Source organism: Roseibium algae (assembly GCF_037783265.1).
GTDB lineage: Bacteria > Pseudomonadota > Alphaproteobacteria > Rhizobiales > Stappiaceae > Roseibium > Roseibium algae.
Genome location: NZ_JBAKIA010000005.1, coordinates 336696 through 354919 on the forward strand (window position 1 = coordinate 336696; position 18224 = coordinate 354919).

An 18224-nucleotide genomic window follows, 5' to 3' on the forward strand; every position below is an offset into this window, starting at 1 on the left:
ATGATCAGTTTATTCCTTAATCGAGGTGGAATTTTTCCAGCTGATGATGCTGCGCCTTGATGTAGCGCACAGTGCCGGTGGATGAGCGCATAACCACTGTGTGTGTAGAGATATGATTCCGGCCGAAACGAACGCCCTGCAGCATATTGCCATCGGTCACGCCGGTGGCAGCAAACAGAACATCTGGGCCAGCCATTTCCTCGAGCGTGAATTTTTTCTTGATGTCCTCAATGCCCATGCGGTGAGCCCGGTCGACCTGCTCATCGCGGGTGATGACAAGACGCGACTGCATCTGGCCACCAATACAGCGCAGCGCAGCTGCCGCAAGAACACCTTCCGGCGCACCACCGATGCCGACATAGATATCAATGCCGGTCTCTTCAGGGTCTGTCGTGTGGATGATACCAGCCACATCGCCATCGCCGATCAAACGGATCGCTGCACCAGTGGCACGAATGTCTTCAATCAGGCGCGCATGACGCGGGCGATCCAGAACACAGGCTGTCACCTGATTGATATCGACGCCCTTTTCCTTGGCGACGGACGCCAGGTTTTCTGCAACAGGAGCATCAAGATCAATAACGCTGGAGGAGTAGCCCGGTCCAACAGCAATCTTGTCCATGTAGCTGTCCGGTGCGTTCAACAGGCCGCCATGGGGAGCCAATGCAATCACGGCCAGAGAGTTCGGCAGGTTCTTGGCGCAGATCGTCGTGCCTTCCAGCGGATCCAGCGCGATGTCGACCTTGGGGCCGTCCTTGGTACCAACGTTCTCGCCAATGTAGAGCATCGGAGCTTCATCACGCTCGCCTTCGCCAATGACGACAGTTCCGTCGATCGGCAAACGGTTGAGTTCACGGCGCATGGCATCCACAGCCGCCTGATCGGCAGCCATTTCATCACCATGACCGCGCAAGCGCGCAGCAGAAACGGCAGCTCGCTCGGCAACACGAGCCAGCTCCAGCGTGAGAATACGATCCAGACCGCTTGCGGCAGAAACGTTTATTTTAGACATCAAAATTCTCCAATTTCTACCGGCCTGTCCCGCGCCCCTGGCACAGCGACCTCGTCACCGTCTCAAGACAATTTTTCGATCCGGATCATCTGTGGCGCGTCAGAAACAACGCCCTTGCACACAATGGCATCCAGTGCATCTCGAACCGCAACTTCCGTGGTTTCATACGTGATCAACATGACAGGTTGAGGCGTGACATCCGTCTCACCGCGGGAACCGGCTGCACCTTTGCGGCGTTGGACGATGGATTCAAGAGAAATCCCCGCATCAGCCATGCATTTGGCAATTTCAGCAAAGGCACCAGGGCGATCAACGACAGCCAAACGAATATAGTAGCCGCCTTCATGGACCCGCATACCAGCCTGCGTAAAGTCTTCAAGATCCCTTGCCGGCATGCCCAGAACCGGCGTTAGGTCACCCCGCGCAATATCAGAGATATCGGCGACCACAGCAGATGCAGTGGCATTGCCACCAGCACCGGGGCCAACCAGTACAATCTCGCCGACATAATCGCCATCAACCGCAACTGCGTTCAACACACCATCAATGCGCGCAATCGCAGAGGATTTGGGCACCATGGTCGGATGCACACGCTGCTCGATCCCGCTGTCTGTCCGTTGTGCCACGCCCAGAAGCTTGATCCGGTAGCCAAGTTCATCAGCTGCCTGAATGTCCGCAGTCGTGATGGACGTGATACCTTCGAGATAAATATCGTCAGCGGAAATCTTGGTGCCGAACGCCAGGCTGGTCAAAATAGCCAGTTTATGCGCCGTATCATTGCCCTCGATATCAAAAGTCGGATCAGCTTCCGCATATCCAAGACGCTGCGCATCAGCCAGGCAATCCTCAAACGAGATGCCATCTGTCTCCATCCGGGTCAGGATGTAGTTACAGGTCCCGTTCAAAATGCCGTAAACTCTTGAAATGTCATTGCCTGCCATGCTTTCGCGCAGGGTCTTGACGATTGGAATGCCTCCGGCAACGGCGGCCTCATAGCACAGGCTCACGCCTTTGGATTCCGCGAGGATCGCCAGAGACACACCATGTTTGGCCAGAAGAGCCTTATTGGCCGTGACCACATGCTTGCCGCTTTCAAGCGCGGCACGGACACTGGCTTCCGCTGGGCCATTATCTCCGCCGATCAACTCAACAAAAACGTCAATCTCATCACTTCGGGCAAGGTCCACAGGATCCTGAAACCAGGAAAACCTGGACAGGTCAACGCCCCGATCACGGCTCTTGTCACGGGCGCTGACAGCACGGACCCGGACGGCCTGACCGCTGTTGACAGCAATGCGATTGCCCTGCTTGTCGAGGAGACGGATTACAGAAGCACCGACCGTACCAAGGCCAGCAACCCCAAGTCTCAAAGCATTAGCCATATGTCGTAAATTCCAGTTGTTCGATATTCAGCGGGAAGACCCGAGCGGGATCACGTTGTGCAATGTTTCGTCCGCGCCATCAAGGAAGCGGCGAATATTTCGGCCAGCTTGTCGTAGGCGCTGCTCATTCTCGACCAGTCCGATACGGACAAAATCATCGCCGTACTCACCAAAGCCGAGTCCGGGGGCAACCGCGACCTCCGCCTTTTCCAACAGAAGCTTCGAAAATTCAAGGCTGCCAAGCGATTTGAATTTCTCAGGGATCGGCGCCCAGGCGAACATGCTCGCCTCCGGAGCCGGGATATCCCACCCCGCCCGACCGAAGGCATCAACGACAACATCGCGGCGTTTTTTGTAGATCGCACGCGTTTCGACAATACAATCATCCGGTCCGTTCAGCGCTGCAGTCGCCGCAACCTGGATCGGCGTGAACGCACCATAATCAAGGTAAGACTTAACCCGCGCCAAAGCCGAAATCAGCCGTTCGTTGCCGACAGCAAACCCCATACGCCAACCGGGCATGGAAAATGTCTTGGACAGGGATGTGAATTCAGCAGCCACATCCATGGCACCTGGAACCTGCAAGACGGATGGCGGCGGCGTCTCACCAAAGTAGATCTCGGAATAAGCAAGATCCGAAAGAATGAAGATCTCGTGCTTGCGAGCAAAGGCCACAACATCACGGTAGAACTCGATATCAGCGCAATAGGCTGTCGGATTCGCAGGATAACACAGGATCACAGCCAGAGGCTTGGGCACCGAATGAATAACGGCGCGTTCAAGCGCATGGAAAAACTCAGGGCCCGGCTCGGCAGGGATCGAGCGAATGGCAGCGCCGGCCATCAGGAAGCCGAATGTGTGAATTGGATAGGAGGGATTGGGGCTCAGCACCACGTCGCCAGGCGCGGTAATCGCCTGCGCCATATTGGCAAAGCCTTCCTTGGAGCCCAAAGTCGCAACGACCTGCGTGTCCGGGTTCAGCTTAACTCCGAAGCGGCGGCCATAATAGGATGCCTGCGCCTTGCGCAGGCCATGAATGCCTTTTGAGGCAGAGTACCGATGGGTCCTTGGATCCTGAACCGCTTCTGTCAGTTTTTCGACAATGTGCTTGGGCGTGGGAAGATCAGGATTGCCCATGCCAAGATCGATGATGTCCGCGCCTTCCGCTCGCGCCTTTGCCTTCAAACGGTTTACTTCCTCAAAGACGTAAGGCGGCAGCCGCCGTGTCTTGTGAAACTCTTCCATGGCAAAGATCCTTAGCGAAGCTCAAATAGACAAGTTCAAATGCCGCTCGGGTCCATTCTCGTCCGTCGGCTGGGATCTTTTAACAGCACCTTTTGCATTCCGCACCCGTCTTTGGGCCTATAGACAGCTAATTTTCCGCAAGCACCGCATTTCCAACGCTATTTGGGGGGGCGATTTGCGGGTCTGCCCCCTAAACCGAGGATGAACGAAAATTGCCATTCGACGCTGATATGGAACATATGTCATAAATTACGTGTAGTTGCAGAAATTGAGATCTGGAAAACAACGGATGTCATTCGCAAAAGAACAAGATGAATTCGGTCATTGCCTTGACCAAGAGGAATGCGCGAAGATTTGTGACTATTTCAGGCGCACGAGACTAAAAGCCGGAGGAAACTGTACGAATGGCCGATAATCGACAGCATCCGATGCTGCAATACATCATCGAAAATCCAGAAGCATTCGCACAGAATCTATCCAAGACTGCCGAAAGCGCCGCCAAGGCTCTGGCCGCCTATCTTGAACCGCGCGAAAAAGGCGAAGTGAAACAGGACAGCAATGATGAGCTGACCGGCATCATCAAGACCCTCGGACAGGTCGGGGAATACTGGATTTCCGACCCACAACGTTCCGTTGAAGCCCAGTCGCGCCTGATGACCGGCTATATCGATCTGTGGAACTCATCTCTCAAGCGCATGATGGGCGAAACAGCTGCCCCCGCCGCAGAAGCTGCCCCACGAGACAAGAGGTTTGCCGACCCGGACTGGAACGACAACCAGTTCTTCGACTTCATCAAGCAGATCTACCTGATCACCAGCAAATGGGCCGAAGATCTCGTCGTCGAAGCCGAAGGGCTGGATGAACACACCCGCCACAAGGCGGAGTTCTATGTCACGCAAATTTCCAATGCCTTGTCGCCGTCCAACTTCCTCTTGACCAATCCGGAACTTTTGCGACTGACGGTTGAAAGCAACGGCGAAAATCTGGTCAAGGGCATGCAGCACCTGGCCGAGGACATCAAAGCCGGCCACGGCGACGTCAAGATCCGCATGACCGACACGTCGAAATTCGCGCTTGGCGAAAACCTGGGCCTGACCCCGGGCAAGGTCATCTCGGAAAACGACGTCTGCCAGGTCATTCAGTATGACCCGGCCACGCCGGACGTGCTGAAACGCCCATTGCTGATCGTGCCGCCATGGATCAACAAATTCTACATTCTCGATCTGACGCCGGAGAAATCATACATCAAATGGGCCGTCGATCAGGGCCACACGGTGTTTGTCATTTCCTGGGTCAATCCGGACGAGCGCCAGGCCCAAAAGAGCTTTGAGCACTATATGAAGGAAGGCATCCTCAACACACTGGATGTCATCAAACGTGCCACGCGCCAGCAAGAGGTCAATGCCATTGGCTATTGCGTCGGCGGCACACTTCTGGCCGTCACCCTTGCCTATATGGCCGCCAAGGGCGACGAACGGATCAAGACCGCGACGTTCTTCACCACCCAGGTTGATTTCACCAACGCCGGAGACCTGAGAGTCTTCGTTGATGAAGAACAGATCTCGATGCTGGAAAAGAAGATGGCAGAACAAGGCTATCTGGACGGCTCGAAAATGTCGGCGGCCTTCAACATGCTGCGCTCCAACGATCTGATCTGGTCCTATGTGGTCAACAATTACCTGAAGGGCAAAGACCCCTTCCCGTTCGATCTGCTTTACTGGAATTCAGATTCAACGCGGATGCCTGCTGCAAACCATTCATTCTATCTGCGCAATTGCTACCTTGAGAACAATCTGGCCAAGGGCGAAATGGTGATTGACGGCGAGAAACTTGATCTGGGCAAAGTCACGATACCGATCTACAATCTGGCCACACGTGAAGACCATATTGCGCCGCCTCTGTCTGTCTTTGTAGGATCCAAGTGCTTTGGCGGGCCTGTCGATTATGTGCTCTCAGGGTCCGGCCACATTGCAGGCGTCGTCAATCCACCCAGCCGAAACAAATATCAGTTCTGGACCGGCGGAAAGCCTGAAGGCGAGCTGGACAGCTGGATCAAGTCCGCTGAAGAACACCCTGGTTCCTGGTGGCCGCACTGGGATGCCTGGATCCGCCAGCAAGACGCGACCACCGCCAAAGCCCGCAAACCCGGGGCCTACCGGATGAAGATCCTCGGCGATGCTCCCGGGTCCTATGTTGCAAATCGTATCTAGGGTTAGGGTTCGTTTGGACACCCTGCGCGCAGCCCTCGCGAAGTTTTATTGAGCTAATCAGGCAAGATGAGATAAGATGGCAAAAGGAAATTTTCGCCGTGGAATGGAAATAGGGTGACATCATGAGCCAAGTGCAGAACATGCAGCGCCCTCGCCCCATGCCCTCTCCGATGCCTGCAGGCCAGCTGAAGGCCCTCGGGATGGATCCGGCTGTCTGGCAACGTCATGCTTCGCCTTGGAGCGTTTACTCCCGTATGGCCACGCTGCCGTTTCTCATTTGTGCTATCTGGAGCCACAATTTATACGGCTTCGGCGTTGCAGCCATCGCAACAATTGCCGTTCTGGTCTGGCTGTGGATCAACCCGAGACTGTTCCCTGCCCCCAAGAGCACAGACAGCTGGGCCTCCAAAGCCACCTTCGGCGAGCGCATTTGGCTCAATCGCATGTCCGTCCCAATCCCACCACAGGAAGCCAAGACAGCCCTGGTTCTGTCCCTCGTGACTGGCGTCGGTTTTCTGGTGGCCCTCTATGGTGCCTACGCCGATGAACTCCTGATCGCCGGTACAGGCATGATCGTGACCTATGCAGGCAAATTGGTGTTCCTGAACCGCATGGTTCAACTCTATGACCGGATGCGCAACTCACACCCGCTCTACAGGTTCTGGTCGATATTCCCGGACAACGACAATTCCAAACGCGCCAAAGCGGCCTGAGACAAATTTGCCTGAAACAGACACCTAGTCCGTTTGAAGCACAAAATCCGTGATTGCAGGCTCCACACCATCAGCCAGAGGCAGATGCGGATTGCTGTAAGTCGCCATGTTTTCAGATACATCAGAAGACGTAACCGCTTTCAACATATGCGTGGTGTCATTCAGCATCCTCAACTCTGCTGAGGTGTTTGCTGCAGCCAGCATCTGCGCATCCTCTGCCGTGACTTGAAGATCGCGTTCACCCTGCAGGATCAGAGTCGGTCCATCATAGGCAGCAATGAGCCGGGCTGGATCATGGGAAAACAGATCAATCATATAGCGCTGCAAGCCGGGACTGAACAACGACGCGAGCGCGGGATGAAAGCCGTCCGTATCGACGCGCTCGCCCCGTTCCAGAGCGTCAATGGCCGCATTTGCATCCTCAAGAACCGGCGCGTTTGACGGATTGGCCGCCAATTGCTCCCTGAGCAAAACACCAACAGGCCGTCCGGGAGCTGCAACCAGCAGAAGTCCGCAAATCTCAGAGCGATTTTCAAGACTTTCAACCGCCTTCAAAGCAACCAGTCCGCCCTCGGAATGTCCCAGAAACCAGACACAGGACAAGCCGGTCTCCCGGCGCAGGACATTGCTCCATGCGATGAGGTCGTCTCCGTAGCCAGCAATCGTGACATTGTTCGGGTCTGAGATTGCAGCGGAACTTGAAAACATTCCCCGCTTGTCGATGCGCAGACTGCTGATGCCTTTTTGCGCCAGAGCCTCAGCCAACAGCTTGTAGGTGCTCGCTCCGCTGCCGTTTGCAAAATTTCCATCCCGGTCAATCGGTCCTGAACCGGGGATAATGACAACGCCAGCCTTTTGCTCTTCAGCGCGGAGCAGCATTCCCTTCAAGAGGCCATCTGGACCAGCCGCGCTGACTTCCTGAGCCTCAAGTGCTGCGGATTGGGCAAGGCAAACCACTGCGAGCACCCCGCAAAAGATAGTGATGAAAGAAACCAAACGAAGATGCACACGGACCATAGGGTATAACTTCCTTTCGCCAATTCCATAGGAACCAGCCTGCAAGTTCTCCCTCATGTCATCGAATAGCATGAAACATTGTCTATAGATGGAGTGCAAGACACCATCCTATCAATCAACAGACCGGAAACATCAGCCCTCGCGCGCTTCAATCCGCTTTTCCGCCAGAAGTCCGAAATAATGCTGGGCAACGGTTGCCCCTGCAATCGCAGTGATATCGGCATGATCATAGGCCGGCGCCACTTCAACGACATCACCGCCGACGAAATCCAGATCCCCCAGGCGGCGCAAGATCATCAAGGCTTCACGACTTGAAAGACCACCGGCGACCGGCGTTCCTGTTCCTGGGGCAAAAGCCGGATCCAGACAATCAATGTCGAAGGTCATATAGGCCTTGGCATCACCGACGCGGTCCGTGATCAGCTCGACAACGCCGTTGACCCCGAGTTGCTCGACTTCTTCACCAGAGAGAATTTCAAGGCCGCATGTTTCCGGCGCATGGGTGCGGATGCCGACCTGGATCGACTTCTCCGGATCAATCAGCCCCTCGCGCACGGCACGACCGACGAATGTGCCGTGATCAATCCGGTCGCCCTGATCGTCCCAAGTGTCCTGATGGGCATCAAACTGCACCAGCGCCAAGGGGCCATGCTTGGCCGCATGGGCTTTCAGCAGCGGATAGGTGACAAAATGATCGCCGCCGATGGAAAACAGATGCACATCCTGCTCCAGGATTTCCCTCGCCTGAGCTTCGATAAAGCCCGGGATATCGGTATTTCGGCCATAGTCGAAAGAGCAATCGCCATAATCCACCACCGCCAGTTCCTCAAACGGATCAGCATTGAACGGATACTGGGGATCGCCATCAAAAATAGCAGAGGCCCGCCGAACAGCCTGAGGTCCAAACCGAGCCCCCGGCCGGTTCGACACGGATGCATCGAAGGGAATGCCCAGAACTGCCGCATCCACTCCCGTCAGATCGCGCGTGTATCGCCGCCGCATAAACGACAGAACCCCGCCATAGGTCGGCTCATGAGATCCCCCCTTCAAGGAAGTTCCCAAAAAGGCATTATCGGTCGGGCGGGGATATTTGGTGTCCATCAGTGCGATCCAGCTAACACATTGCATAAATTGAGTTTGGCCCTCCGAGCATATCCACCCGGAAACACTCACAGACCTCCCACACTCATGAGAATGCGTCAAACAGTTTGACGGCAGAAAAAGCGGCCAACCAAAGACATCAATGAGACGCCTGATGTTTGTCCTTGCAAACGCGCCTCGAAGAGCTTTTTGTCTGCCGCAACAGTCTCTCAGGAACCGTTGCAAATGCCAGACCCGGAAAATCCAGACACCGTCCTCTCATCAGGTCACAAGCGAGCAGATCACGAGGGAACAGGCCACAAGGCACATGAGCATGCCTCTGGACATGCTCACGGCCATGACGACAGTCACCGACACGATCATGGCCATTCCCATGCGCCGGATGTAAACGATAAAAACGCCCGCGCGGTCGCAGCGGCGGGTCTGCTGATCGCCTCATTCATGTTCGCGGAGCTTGTCGGTGGGTATTTGTCGGGTTCTCTGGCCCTGATGGCCGATGCTGTTCACATGGTGACGGACGCAGCCTCCCTCGGACTGGCCTGGTGGGCCTTTCAGCAAGTCAAAAAGCCAGCCACCCCGGCCCTCAGCTATGGCCGACACCGGCTGCCGGTTCTGATGGCGTTTGCCAACGCCATCTTTCTGCTGATCGTCACAGGTTGGATCTGCATTGAGGCTGTGGAACGCTTTCTGAAACCTGAGAAAGTCCTCGCCGGTCCGATGCTGATCATCGCGGTAATCGGTCTTTTGGTGAACATTGCAGCGTTCATGGTCTTGCGCCGGGGTGCTGACAACTCGCTCAACATCCGATCCGCCGTCTTGCATGTCATTGGCGATATGCTCGGCTCCGTCGCCGCCATTATCGCGGCGTTGGTCATCGCCTTCACCGGCTGGTATCCGATTGATCCGATCCTGTCGATCTTCGTCGCTCTCCTGATCGTACGCTCGGCCATCGCAATTCTGAGCCAGTCCAGCCATATCCTGCTGGAAGGCTCCCCTGTTGAGATCGACCGCCAGGACCTGATTGCAGATCTGGTCCGCGATGTGCCGGATCTTGAGGCCATCAGCCATATGCACATATGGTCGCTCGCCGAGGGCCACTTGAACGCCACCCTTCATGCGCGCCCCTCAAGGCCGGAAGCTGCGGAACGCGTCACGAAGGCCCTGCGGGACAGTCTGAACCAGCGCGGCATCGGCCATGTCACGATTGAGATTGACCATCAGTGAAACGTGAGATGGCCAATCTCCAGGGTGAGATCAAAACGGCGATGCTGGAGTGCGAAATGCCTCGACAATCTCCCGCGCTGCATTTGCGCTCGTCAGAGAGAGGTCATGATGTTCGCCAAGCCAGGCCAATGTCTGGTCGAGGCTGGAATAAATACAGCCCGGAACACCAAACACCGCTTCGACGCTGACATTTTTTTGCGCGTCGAAGTAAGAGGCCGGCATGACAATGGCCATTGCCGAGACCAGTTCCTTCATGGCCTCTCCAGCCCCATTTTTCAGCCACTGCTTTGTTGCCTTGCTAACGCCAGCCACCTGTTCGAGAGCGGCTCCATCAGCGTAGACCCGCAACGGAATGAAACGCTCCTTGCGGGCAAACCAGTCATCCCAGATCTCAAGCATATGCATATGCTGCTCGAGGGTTTGCCTCCCCTCCACCATCATAAGACCAAGTGGCCAGAGGGAGTGATCACAAACAACGCGTGCCATGGACATCAAAAACTGGCGCTCAGGCCGAGACGAAAGCTCCGCGGCTGGAGAGAGACGGACGTGTCATCCGCTGGCGTGGCGCCAGGGTAGTAAGCGACCGGCTTGTCAGTATCAAAGATGTTCTTCACCTCACCGAAAACCCGGAAGTTGCCAAACTCATAGCCAAGCTTTGCGTTGGCCACGACGTAAGGGTCCGTCTTGCCGCGAGGACGATTGTTGATGTCTGTGAAATAGCCGTCCGAATAGCGCGCCGAGATGCTGGCGCTCCAGCCATCATATCCCCAGGACACACCGGCATTTGCCGTGACATTGGGAGCCCCGAACAGGTGGTTCCCCTGTACGCCTGAATCTGGAAAGTCTTCCACCTTTGTCTGGAGCAAACCGACATTTCCGAAAAGGTTGAAAGTATCAGTCAGGGCAAACGACGCGCCCAGTTCTGCACCATAGGTAACGACCCTGTCCGCATTTCTCACAACAAACAACTCATCCCGAGTGTCCAGAGGTGTCAGATCGAAAGGTAGTTGCATGTCGGAATAGCGCGCATAGAACAGGTTCTGCGTCAGCCTGAGTTTCCCATCCATCAGCTCCTGACGCCCATAGACCTCGTAGTTCCAGACCGTTTCAGAATCATACTGATAATGCACAATTGGGAACGGGTTCGGAGAACCGGTCGCAATGCCCCCGCCGCCAGCATTATAGCCTTTGGAGACCAGCACACCATAGCTCTGGGTTTCCGTTGGCATCCAGTTCAGGTCGATCCTGGGCAGAAACGCATCAAATGTTCGGTCGCTCTTGATGGCAGCAATGGCCCCGGTCGCATCCCCGCCACTGCGCTTATGATTTTCAAGCTCGTAGCGGGCGCCAAGCGAGACTTCAAATGAATCCCCAAGCGGGATGATTGTCTCGCCATACACCGCATAGGTGTCGACCTTGTCCTTGAAATTCTGCTCCGCGATGAACTCGATGAATTCATCTTGCCAGGACTTGTAAAAATGCAGCCCCATAATGGCTTGCACACCGTTTTCACCGGAGTAGCGAAGACGTGGGTCGGCCGAGAGTTCGATAGCGTCGATATGCGCATTCGATGTGTTTGGTGTCACCTTGCGGCTGAAGCTGAAATCCGTGAAGGATGCGTCAAGCTCAAACCGCCAGATCTCGCTCAGATCCACGCCGAACTCAGTGCTCAAGCTGGTGGTGGAGACTTCATGGACAGGTTGGGCCGGAAAGTTCGAAATCCGGTCATTGAATGGGCGCACAATGATCTCGCCCTGAGGGCCTTTGTACTTGTTGTGTGCAGCTGTGAGCAGGAATGTCGACCCAAGAGCAATATCCGGCTGCGCGAGGATTTTTCCGCGCAAAGTCAGGGATTCGATATCGCCTGGATCATCCACACCGGGGAACGACTGGTAATGTACGGCAGACTTTCCCCTCTGCCAGTCTGCAGCGAACCGCGCCGCCAGCATGTCATCAACGACGGGAACATTGAGCATTGCGGAAATCCGCCGATGGTCAAGATTGCCAGCGGAAGTCTGAATGGCTCCCGCATAATCAAAGATCGGGTCATTTGTCTTGATGGCCACTGTTCCAGCAACCGCATTCCGCCCGACCAGCGTGCTTTGTGGTCCGCGCAGGATCTCAACCCGGTCGACATCCCAAAGATCCGCATTGCCAAACACGATCTCATTGTAGTTTGCAGGCCTGCCATCGATCCGAAGCCCAACCCTGGCCCGGCTTCCGGCAAAAAACGCATTGGCGTTTTCAGCGGGGCCCGTTGTGTCGACACCGCGTATGGTGGAGCCTTTCGCAGCCCCAGTCGGCATCGTGACATTCGCAGTATCTTCAAGAACGTCACGCACGCTGTTCAGCGCCGGGCGCTTTTCCAATTGCTCCGCATCCAGCACTTCAATACTTGTTCCCGTGCGCTGCCAGGATTGCCCAATCAGGTCACCATTGATGATGATGCTGTCCAGTTCTGTAACATCAGCTGCATCCTGTGCCCCTGCAGGTAAAGCAGCACACAGCAGGATGGCAGCGCTTGAGACGCTGTATTTCAATTTGGTGACTATCATCGGATCATCTGGGCCTTGAAAACAAAGTTGACGCTCTTACCCGCAAAGAGGTACAAAAATTAAAGTTGAATAGTCTACTCCACTTATACTCAAAACAATCCGAAAGCGGGTTATCAAGACCCTGACCAAAATGAAGCACACCAATTGGGCAGCCGAGCGAAATCAGTTTGAACATCGGATGAGCGCCCGCGAAGTCGAACCGTCCGAATTGTTTTCAAACCGGGATGGCAGCACCTTGCTGGCTGTCTCGACGCTGGATGCAATGGAGGGAGAGTTTGAAGCGTCTCCCTATTTGATACTGGCCATGTCCCTCGGCCGGGCGGGCCGTTTTCTTAGGTCCGGAGACTGGGGCAAGATCGACGGCGTTTTTAGCCCCGGCAGCATCGCCCTCGCCCTTCCCGGCGCAAAAGCGGAAGGCTATCAGCCAAAAGCCAGACTGTTGGGCATTTTGATGAATCCAAAAGTTGCCCAAACCATACTGGCGGACAACGGCGGGTTGAATGCTCTACAGCCTGCCACAACCAGCCTCCTCAATGACGATCTGATTGAATCGGTGATGATCGCCCTGTGGCGCGATGCTGATGCCCACGGGCTTTCCTCAGCATTTTTCGATCATGGTCTCGAATTGATCCTGCGCAAGCTTACCAGTTTTGATCAGCCGAAGAGCCCTGCCAGACCGGTGAGATCACTGTCCCAGCAGCAATTGCAAAAGGCGCTGGAGCTGATCGAAAGCCGAATTGGGCAGGACTTGCGTGTTGACGAAATTGCCAGCGCACTGGGACAAGACGTCCGCAGTGTGACCAGGGCCTTCCGGGCGACCACCGGCTACGCGCCGTTTGAATATCTCACCTTCCGGCGAATGGAGCGGGCAAAAGAACTGCTGAACACCAAAGCTACGATCATGAGCATCGCTCTGGATGTCGGCTATGCAAACCCGGCCAAATTCGCAGCCGCCTTCCGACGCTTTCACAGCTGCCCCCCCTCTGAATGGCGCAAGCAGCAGCGCTGATGATGATCCTTTTGGCAGCAGCGCGTTATGGTTTCAGCTGCGACCATCTGCGATCTCTATTGATTATCTTCGACCATAAAAAACTGCCGACAGTGCATGCACTGTCGGCAATTGTTGTTGAAAGCAACACCTGATGAACGCTGTTATCCAGCCCTGACCGTGATCAGGAATTTATCAACCTCAGACCGAAGGCGACCGCTTTCACCGGACAAGGACTGGGCAGAATTCAGCATCTGATCTGCAGCAGATCCTGTTTCCTGAGCACCCAACGTCACATTTCCAATGTTGTTGGCAACGCGCTCGGTCTCCTGAGCCGCCTGATGGATGTTCTGAGCGATCTCGCTTGTGGCCGAGCCTTGCTGGTCCATGGCACCAGCGATGACTTTACCGATTTCAGAAATCTTCCCAATCGTGTTGCTAATTTCCTTGATCGCGGCGACCGAATCTTGGGTCGCCATCTGCATCTCGTTAATCTGTGTGCCGATTTCCTCGGTCGCTTTGGAAGTCTGGGACGCCAATTGTTTGACCTCAGAGGCAACAACAGCAAAGCCTTTGCCCGCATCACCTGCGCGCGCCGCTTCAATTGTCGCATTGAGAGCAAGAAGATTCGTCTGCTCCGCAATCGCTGTAATCAGTTGCACCACATCACCAATGCGCCCACCGGCGGCAGACAGAATGGCAATCCTCTCATCGGTCTTTTCTGCCTGTGCGACGGCTTCAGTCGCAATCACAGTTGATTCCTTCACCTGACGAGAAATCTCATCAATCGAGGACGTCATTTCCTCCGCTGCAGTGGCCACCGTTTGCACATTTTCCGACGCATTCTGCGACGCAGATGAGACGCCAGAGGCAAGCTGTTGCGTGGTTTCCGCAGTTTCAGTCAGACCAGTTGCCGCACTCTCAAGTTGCTGAGATGCTGATGAGACCGTATCAACCACAGAACCAATTGCAGTTTGAAACTCATCAGCAAGCTGGTTCATTTCTTTTCGCCGCAGCTCAGCTGAATCAGCCGCCTGCTTCGCAGCATCGCGTCGAAGTTCTGCCGTTTCCAACGCATTTTGCTTGAAGACGTCGACGGCCCGCACGATATCTCCAATTTCATCGTTCCCCTTGTGCCGAGGAACTTCAACATCGAGGTCTCCATTGGCAATCTGGAGCATGACATTTGTCAACGGACGCAAAGGCCGAAGAGCTCTAACGTTCCAAATAGCAAAGCCGACACCGATAATCAGAGAAACGGCTGCAACCAACACCATTAAGATGCCGAAATTACCGACGATTTCATTAACTTCTGCCCCAACAGCCTGGTTCTTGGCTTCCTGGAAATCGATAAACTTATTGATAACCCTTAGCCATTCGACAAATGCGGGGCGTGCGTCCCTCATGAGGATCTCGCGAGCACCATCAAAATTACCAGCATTGCGGGCGGCAATTACCTCGCCAGCCAGAGGCATGGTCATCGCCTCAACTGCCTTGATCTCCGTAAGGATCTGAAGATCTTCCGTATTTGCAGGCGCTCCATTGAACATGTCGTCCATCGGGCCTGCAGACTTAACGTAAAAATCTTCAAGGCGTTTGATGTCCGCAAGAATTTGGTCCAGCTCGGCAGCATCACTGACCAAAGTTACATCGCGTATCGCAATAGCGCGGTCATGAACACTGCCGCGGAAGTTGATGGCATAGCGCTGCTTTAGGCTGTTAACGTTGTTGATTTCAGAAAGCGCCGAATTGATCGTCGACACTTCATAAATACTGAATCCAGACAGCGCCACCACCAACAACAGGATCATACCAAAACCAGCAATAAGCCTCTGCTGGATTTTTGCTTTAGCCATTTTACCAACGGAAAGTGCCGACGCAGGGTCATTTACATTTGGGAAGTTCGATTTTGTTGACATCTATCAAAGACCTCTAATCCGTAAATCAACGTATTAATTTTTTAATCAACGATAAATTAAGAAAAGATAAATATTTATTTATAAAATGACGCATAGTAACTGTCTTTATCATTAGTATTTTTTACAATAAAATTAGATCTATACTTTTCACTCACCCACTTCATCAGCAATCAGATCCCTGATCCATTTGTGAGACGGATCGCGTTTGAAACGCGGATGCCAACTGAGATGAATAATGACTGGAGGGACATTGATCGGGATCGGAAGCGATTCAAGGCCGTGATGCTCAAGCTCAGCGAGACTGCTCGGCACAACAGCGACCTGGTCCGAGTTCCGAACGATTTCGGGAACCAGAAGAAAATTCGGCACAGAGCAAGCAATATTGCGCTTTAATCCTTTCCGGCGCAGGCTCTCATCCAGATCAGAAAACAGCCGCCCGCTCTTGATCGTAACCGCCAAATGATCAAGTTTGCAAAACGCCTCGACAGACAAGGCGGGGTCAACCAGAGGATGACCCTTTCGATATAGGTATCGAAACTCATAGCCGCTGACCCTGCGAGACGGGAAACCTTCCGGAGTGTTGTCCGCACTGGCCACTGCAAAATCAATCTCGCCGCGCTCCATCTTCTCAGCCAGCAGATCGATATCGAGCGCCACCGCATCCAGAGTGATCCCGGGTGAACGGGCCCGCAGGAGCGGCAGCAATCGCGGCAGAACATACAGATGAGCCAGATCCGAGGCCGCAATGCGGAAGACACAATCCGCTGTCCTGGGATCAAAATCAGCTTCCGCATGGATGAGTTCGTTCAAGCCTTCCAGAAGTTTGTGCAACGGCGCCTGCAGATTCTCGGCCCGCGGTGTGAGCACCATGCCATGAGCATTGCCAACCAGAAGATCATCGCCAAACAGAGTGCGCAGACGGGCAAGCTGAGCAGAAAGCGCAGGCTGGCTGATCCCAAGTCTTCGACTCGCTGCCGTTACACTGCCTTCAGCAAGAAGAGCATCCAACGAAACCATGAGACTGAGATCACCGCGCTTAAGATCCATTTGGATTATCCCACCCATAACAATTATTGATTTTGATTATTCTCGTTTCACCCTCATAAGTCGAGTGGGAGGTGTTCGTATCGAGGACCTTAAATATGTCGACTTTCACCAAGACCGTTTTGACCGCACTGGCCGTCATCGCCCCCCTTTCCGCAAGCGCAGGTGAAATTGCCCTGAATGCACCGATGCAAGGTGCGACCTTGCAGGAAAACGGCGTTGATATGTCCGTTTACTTCACTGAAGCAGATGGCGTCGGATATCAGCTCGTCGCGACCTATGTCGCCCCCAGCGAGGCTCCGAGCCGTTTCCAGATGCGTCTTGCAGATGGCGACAGCGTCAGCTTCTCAGTTCCAGGCCACATGAACACACTCTATCGCTTTAGCCGCAACCAAACCCAGGTTAGCGTGAAAACAGAGCAGGCTGAGCAGATCGCCAAATTGACGAACTGAGCCGCTGCGACCACGTCTCAAAATCGGAGGCCTCCAAACCTCCGATTTTCGCGTTTGATCCGCCGCCTGCGATCAGCCCCGCGACCGCCGCCGAAGAATTGGCACGAGACACGCTGACATCGCCAGCACAGCCAAGACAACAGCCGCCCCGAGAAAGACGCTCGCAAAGCCTGACGCCTGAATGAAAGGTGTGAGCGCGAAGGGCGAGATGATCTGCCCCAGGAACAGCGAAGTCGTCATCATGCCGGATGCGCTGCCTCGCCTATGCGCAGGTGCCAGCTGCAACGCCAAAAGCAAAAGAGCGGGCTGAACAAGAGCATAGCCAGCGCCAATCAGCGCTGCGCCCGGCAGCAACGCCATCCAGTTTGCTTGCGTCCCAAGCAAGACAAACCCCGCTCCCATCAGAGCGAAACCGGCAGCAAATGTCATCGGCGTGCCACACCATTCCTTGATCCGACTGAATAACATCGCAACCACGCCACCTGTCAGGGTCAAAGCCCCCAGCACAAATGCTGTTGCCGAAGCGCTGTCAAAACCAGATTCATCCAGATAGAATGGCACCTGGCTTGGCATCATGAAAAACATCATCACGGTCAGGACGGCCAGAGCTGCCGTTGCCAGCACAGGCAAGAGCCACGCCGCTTGGCTGGCTTGTTCTACAACCTGACCCGCCTCCGATATTGTCCCCCCTGAACCGCCATGCCCACCGCCCGTTCCTTTGGAAGCCCGCGCGCCCAAGGTCAGGAACACCAGCGGCAACAGCAAAGCGGGCAAGGCATAGATCAAAAAGGGAAAACGCGGTGAGACCGTCGCAAGTGCGCCCGCCATCGAGATATATGCGAATCCGCTGAAATTAATGGCCGCCACCTGAAGCCCCATAAACCCGCTGCGGCGTGCGCCAACATACATATCCCCGACAAGCGCCACTTGCGCCGTCATCACCATGGCAACGGCAACGCCGAGCACAAGTCGGCTGGCCACAATGGCCTGCAAATCCGGCAAATACAGTCCCGCGGTGCCGGCAGTGGCAAACAGGACAAGACCGGCCAGCAATAGCCCTCTACGGCCATATCTGTCGCAAAAAATGCCCGCAAACGGCGCGACCAGCACAACAGTCAAAGAGGGAGCCGACACCAGAAACCGGGTCAGATAGGCAGCATTGGCATCCGTTGCAAAGCTCGCCTCCAGAGCTGGCAATGCCGGACTGATTGTTGCGTTCGCCATGATTTTCAAGGTCGCAATCAGCAGCAAGGTGATTGCTGCGCCATCACGCCAGAGCGCGATGTTCATAGGATCGGACGGCTTCATCAGTCAATTTCCTCTTGTTCAAACCACGTCATGCTCCTAGCCTACAAGTTCAAG

At 54.8% G+C, this 18224-nt stretch carries 15 protein-coding genes; 5 read left to right on the forward strand and 10 right to left on the reverse strand.

What is annotated here, in order from left to right; all coding sequences use genetic code 11:
* Nucleotides 1-16: 16 nt before the first annotated feature.
* From glpX to V6575_RS10565, 3 genes are all read right to left on the reverse strand, one after another.
* Nucleotides 17-1012 (reverse strand): class II fructose-bisphosphatase, encoded by a 996-nt coding sequence (gene glpX, locus V6575_RS10555; protein WP_340274274.1) that lies wholly within the window; start codon nucleotides 1010-1012, stop codon nucleotides 17-19.
* 62 nt (nucleotides 1013-1074) lie between these two features.
* Entirely contained in the window at nucleotides 1075-2394 is a 1320-nt protein-coding gene (locus V6575_RS10560; RefSeq protein WP_340274275.1) for a homoserine dehydrogenase, read from the reverse strand.
* 27 nt (nucleotides 2395-2421) lie between these two features.
* Nucleotides 2422-3639 carry an LL-diaminopimelate aminotransferase gene (locus V6575_RS10565; RefSeq protein ID WP_340274276.1) on the reverse strand — a complete coding sequence of 406 codons (1218 nt, stop codon included), beginning with the start codon at nucleotides 3637-3639 and terminating at the stop codon, nucleotides 2422-2424.
* Between the two features lie 404 nt (nucleotides 3640-4043).
* Between V6575_RS10565 and V6575_RS10570 the strand changes: the two genes are divergently transcribed.
* A complete protein-coding gene (locus tag V6575_RS10570) occupies nucleotides 4044-5849 on the forward strand; it encodes a PHA/PHB synthase family protein (protein ID WP_340274277.1) in 1806 nt (601 codons plus the stop codon).
* A 122-nt stretch (nucleotides 5850-5971) separates the two neighbouring features.
* Complete coding sequence (locus tag V6575_RS10575; RefSeq protein ID WP_340274278.1) at nucleotides 5972-6562, forward strand: DUF6653 family protein; 591 nt, start codon at nucleotides 5972-5974, stop codon at nucleotides 6560-6562.
* Nucleotides 6563-6586: 24 nt separating this feature from the next.
* Here V6575_RS10575 and V6575_RS10580 read toward each other — a convergent pair whose 3' ends face one another.
* Both V6575_RS10580 and speB read right to left on the reverse strand, forming a co-directional pair.
* Entirely contained in the window at nucleotides 6587-7579 is a 993-nt protein-coding gene (locus V6575_RS10580) for an alpha/beta hydrolase (protein WP_340274279.1), read from the reverse strand.
* A 132-nt stretch (nucleotides 7580-7711) separates the two neighbouring features.
* A complete protein-coding gene (gene speB / locus V6575_RS10585; RefSeq protein ID WP_340274280.1) occupies nucleotides 7712-8680 on the reverse strand; it encodes an agmatinase in 969 nt (322 codons plus the stop codon).
* Between the two features lie 225 nt (nucleotides 8681-8905).
* Between speB and V6575_RS10590 the strand changes: the two genes are divergently transcribed.
* Entirely contained in the window at nucleotides 8906-9904 is a 999-nt protein-coding gene (locus V6575_RS10590; RefSeq protein ID WP_340274281.1) for a cation diffusion facilitator family transporter, read from the forward strand.
* A gap of 30 nt (nucleotides 9905-9934) precedes the next feature.
* On the opposite strand, the gene V6575_RS10595 is transcribed toward V6575_RS10590, so the two are convergent.
* Both V6575_RS10595 and V6575_RS10600 read right to left on the reverse strand, forming a co-directional pair.
* Nucleotides 9935-10396 (reverse strand): hypothetical protein, encoded by a 462-nt coding sequence (locus tag V6575_RS10595; protein ID WP_340274282.1) that lies wholly within the window; start codon nucleotides 10394-10396, stop codon nucleotides 9935-9937.
* The gene (locus V6575_RS10600) at nucleotides 10396-12459 is read right to left on the reverse strand and encodes a TonB-dependent receptor (RefSeq protein ID WP_340274283.1); all 2064 of its coding nucleotides are present in this window, start codon (nucleotides 12457-12459) and stop codon (nucleotides 10396-10398) included. The genes V6575_RS10595 and V6575_RS10600 overlap by 1 nt, the downstream gene beginning before the upstream one ends.
* 130 nt (nucleotides 12460-12589) lie before the next feature.
* Here V6575_RS10600 and V6575_RS10605 point away from each other — a divergent pair, with 130 nt between their 5' ends.
* Nucleotides 12590-13468: a helix-turn-helix domain-containing protein gene (locus V6575_RS10605; RefSeq protein ID WP_340274284.1), complete on the forward strand. Its 879-nt coding sequence runs from the start codon at nucleotides 12590-12592 to the stop codon at nucleotides 13466-13468.
* A gap of 143 nt (nucleotides 13469-13611) precedes the next feature.
* On the opposite strand, the gene V6575_RS10610 is transcribed toward V6575_RS10605, so the two are convergent.
* On the reverse strand, nucleotides 13612-15303 hold the full coding sequence (locus tag V6575_RS10610; RefSeq protein ID WP_340274285.1) for a methyl-accepting chemotaxis protein: 1692 nt from the start codon (nucleotides 15301-15303) through the stop codon (nucleotides 13612-13614).
* 210 nt (nucleotides 15304-15513) lie between these two features.
* On the reverse strand, nucleotides 15514-16413 hold the full coding sequence (locus V6575_RS10615) for a LysR family transcriptional regulator (RefSeq protein ID WP_340274286.1): 900 nt from the start codon (nucleotides 16411-16413) through the stop codon (nucleotides 15514-15516).
* Between the two features lie 95 nt (nucleotides 16414-16508).
* Here V6575_RS10615 and V6575_RS10620 point away from each other — a divergent pair, with 95 nt between their 5' ends.
* Nucleotides 16509-16862, forward strand: a complete 354-nt coding sequence (locus tag V6575_RS10620; protein WP_340274287.1) for a hypothetical protein — start codon at nucleotides 16509-16511, stop codon at nucleotides 16860-16862.
* 72 nt (nucleotides 16863-16934) lie between these two features.
* On the opposite strand, the gene V6575_RS10625 is transcribed toward V6575_RS10620, so the two are convergent.
* Complete coding sequence (locus V6575_RS10625; protein WP_340274288.1) at nucleotides 16935-18170, reverse strand: MFS transporter; 1236 nt, start codon at nucleotides 18168-18170, stop codon at nucleotides 16935-16937.
* Nucleotides 18171-18224: the final 54 nt, after the last annotated feature.

What these genes read in the sequence shown, in the direction of transcription:
- glpX (WP_340274274.1), bottom strand. Translation starts at nt 1,012, where the DNA reads ATGTCTAAAATAAACGTTTCTGCCGCAAGCGGTCTGGATCGTATTCTC.
- V6575_RS10560 (WP_340274275.1), bottom strand. Translation starts at nt 2,394, where the DNA reads ATGGCTAATGCTTTGAGACTTGGGGTTGCTGGCCTTGGTACGGTCGGT.
- V6575_RS10565 (WP_340274276.1), bottom strand. Translation starts at nt 3,639, where the DNA reads ATGGAAGAGTTTCACAAGACACGGCGGCTGCCGCCTTACGTCTTTGAG.
- V6575_RS10570 (WP_340274277.1), top strand. Translation starts at nt 4,044, where the DNA reads ATGGCCGATAATCGACAGCATCCGATGCTGCAATACATCATCGAAAAT.
- V6575_RS10575 (WP_340274278.1), top strand. Translation starts at nt 5,972, where the DNA reads ATGAGCCAAGTGCAGAACATGCAGCGCCCTCGCCCCATGCCCTCTCCG.
- V6575_RS10580 (WP_340274279.1), bottom strand. Translation starts at nt 7,579, where the DNA reads ATGGTCCGTGTGCATCTTCGTTTGGTTTCTTTCATCACTATCTTTTGC.
- speB (WP_340274280.1), bottom strand. Translation starts at nt 8,680, where the DNA reads ATGGACACCAAATATCCCCGCCCGACCGATAATGCCTTTTTGGGAACT.
- V6575_RS10590 (WP_340274281.1), top strand. Translation starts at nt 8,906, where the DNA reads ATGCCAGACCCGGAAAATCCAGACACCGTCCTCTCATCAGGTCACAAG.
- V6575_RS10595 (WP_340274282.1), bottom strand. Translation starts at nt 10,396, where the DNA reads ATGTCCATGGCACGCGTTGTTTGTGATCACTCCCTCTGGCCACTTGGT.
- V6575_RS10600 (WP_340274283.1), bottom strand. Translation starts at nt 12,459, where the DNA reads ATGATAGTCACCAAATTGAAATACAGCGTCTCAAGCGCTGCCATCCTG.
- V6575_RS10605 (WP_340274284.1), top strand. Translation starts at nt 12,590, where the DNA reads ATGAAGCACACCAATTGGGCAGCCGAGCGAAATCAGTTTGAACATCGG.
- V6575_RS10610 (WP_340274285.1), bottom strand. Translation starts at nt 15,303, where the DNA reads ATGGCTAAAGCAAAAATCCAGCAGAGGCTTATTGCTGGTTTTGGTATG.
- V6575_RS10615 (WP_340274286.1), bottom strand. Translation starts at nt 16,413, where the DNA reads ATGGATCTTAAGCGCGGTGATCTCAGTCTCATGGTTTCGTTGGATGCT.
- V6575_RS10620 (WP_340274287.1), top strand. Translation starts at nt 16,509, where the DNA reads ATGTCGACTTTCACCAAGACCGTTTTGACCGCACTGGCCGTCATCGCC.
- V6575_RS10625 (WP_340274288.1), bottom strand. Translation starts at nt 18,170, where the DNA reads ATGAAGCCGTCCGATCCTATGAACATCGCGCTCTGGCGTGATGGCGCA.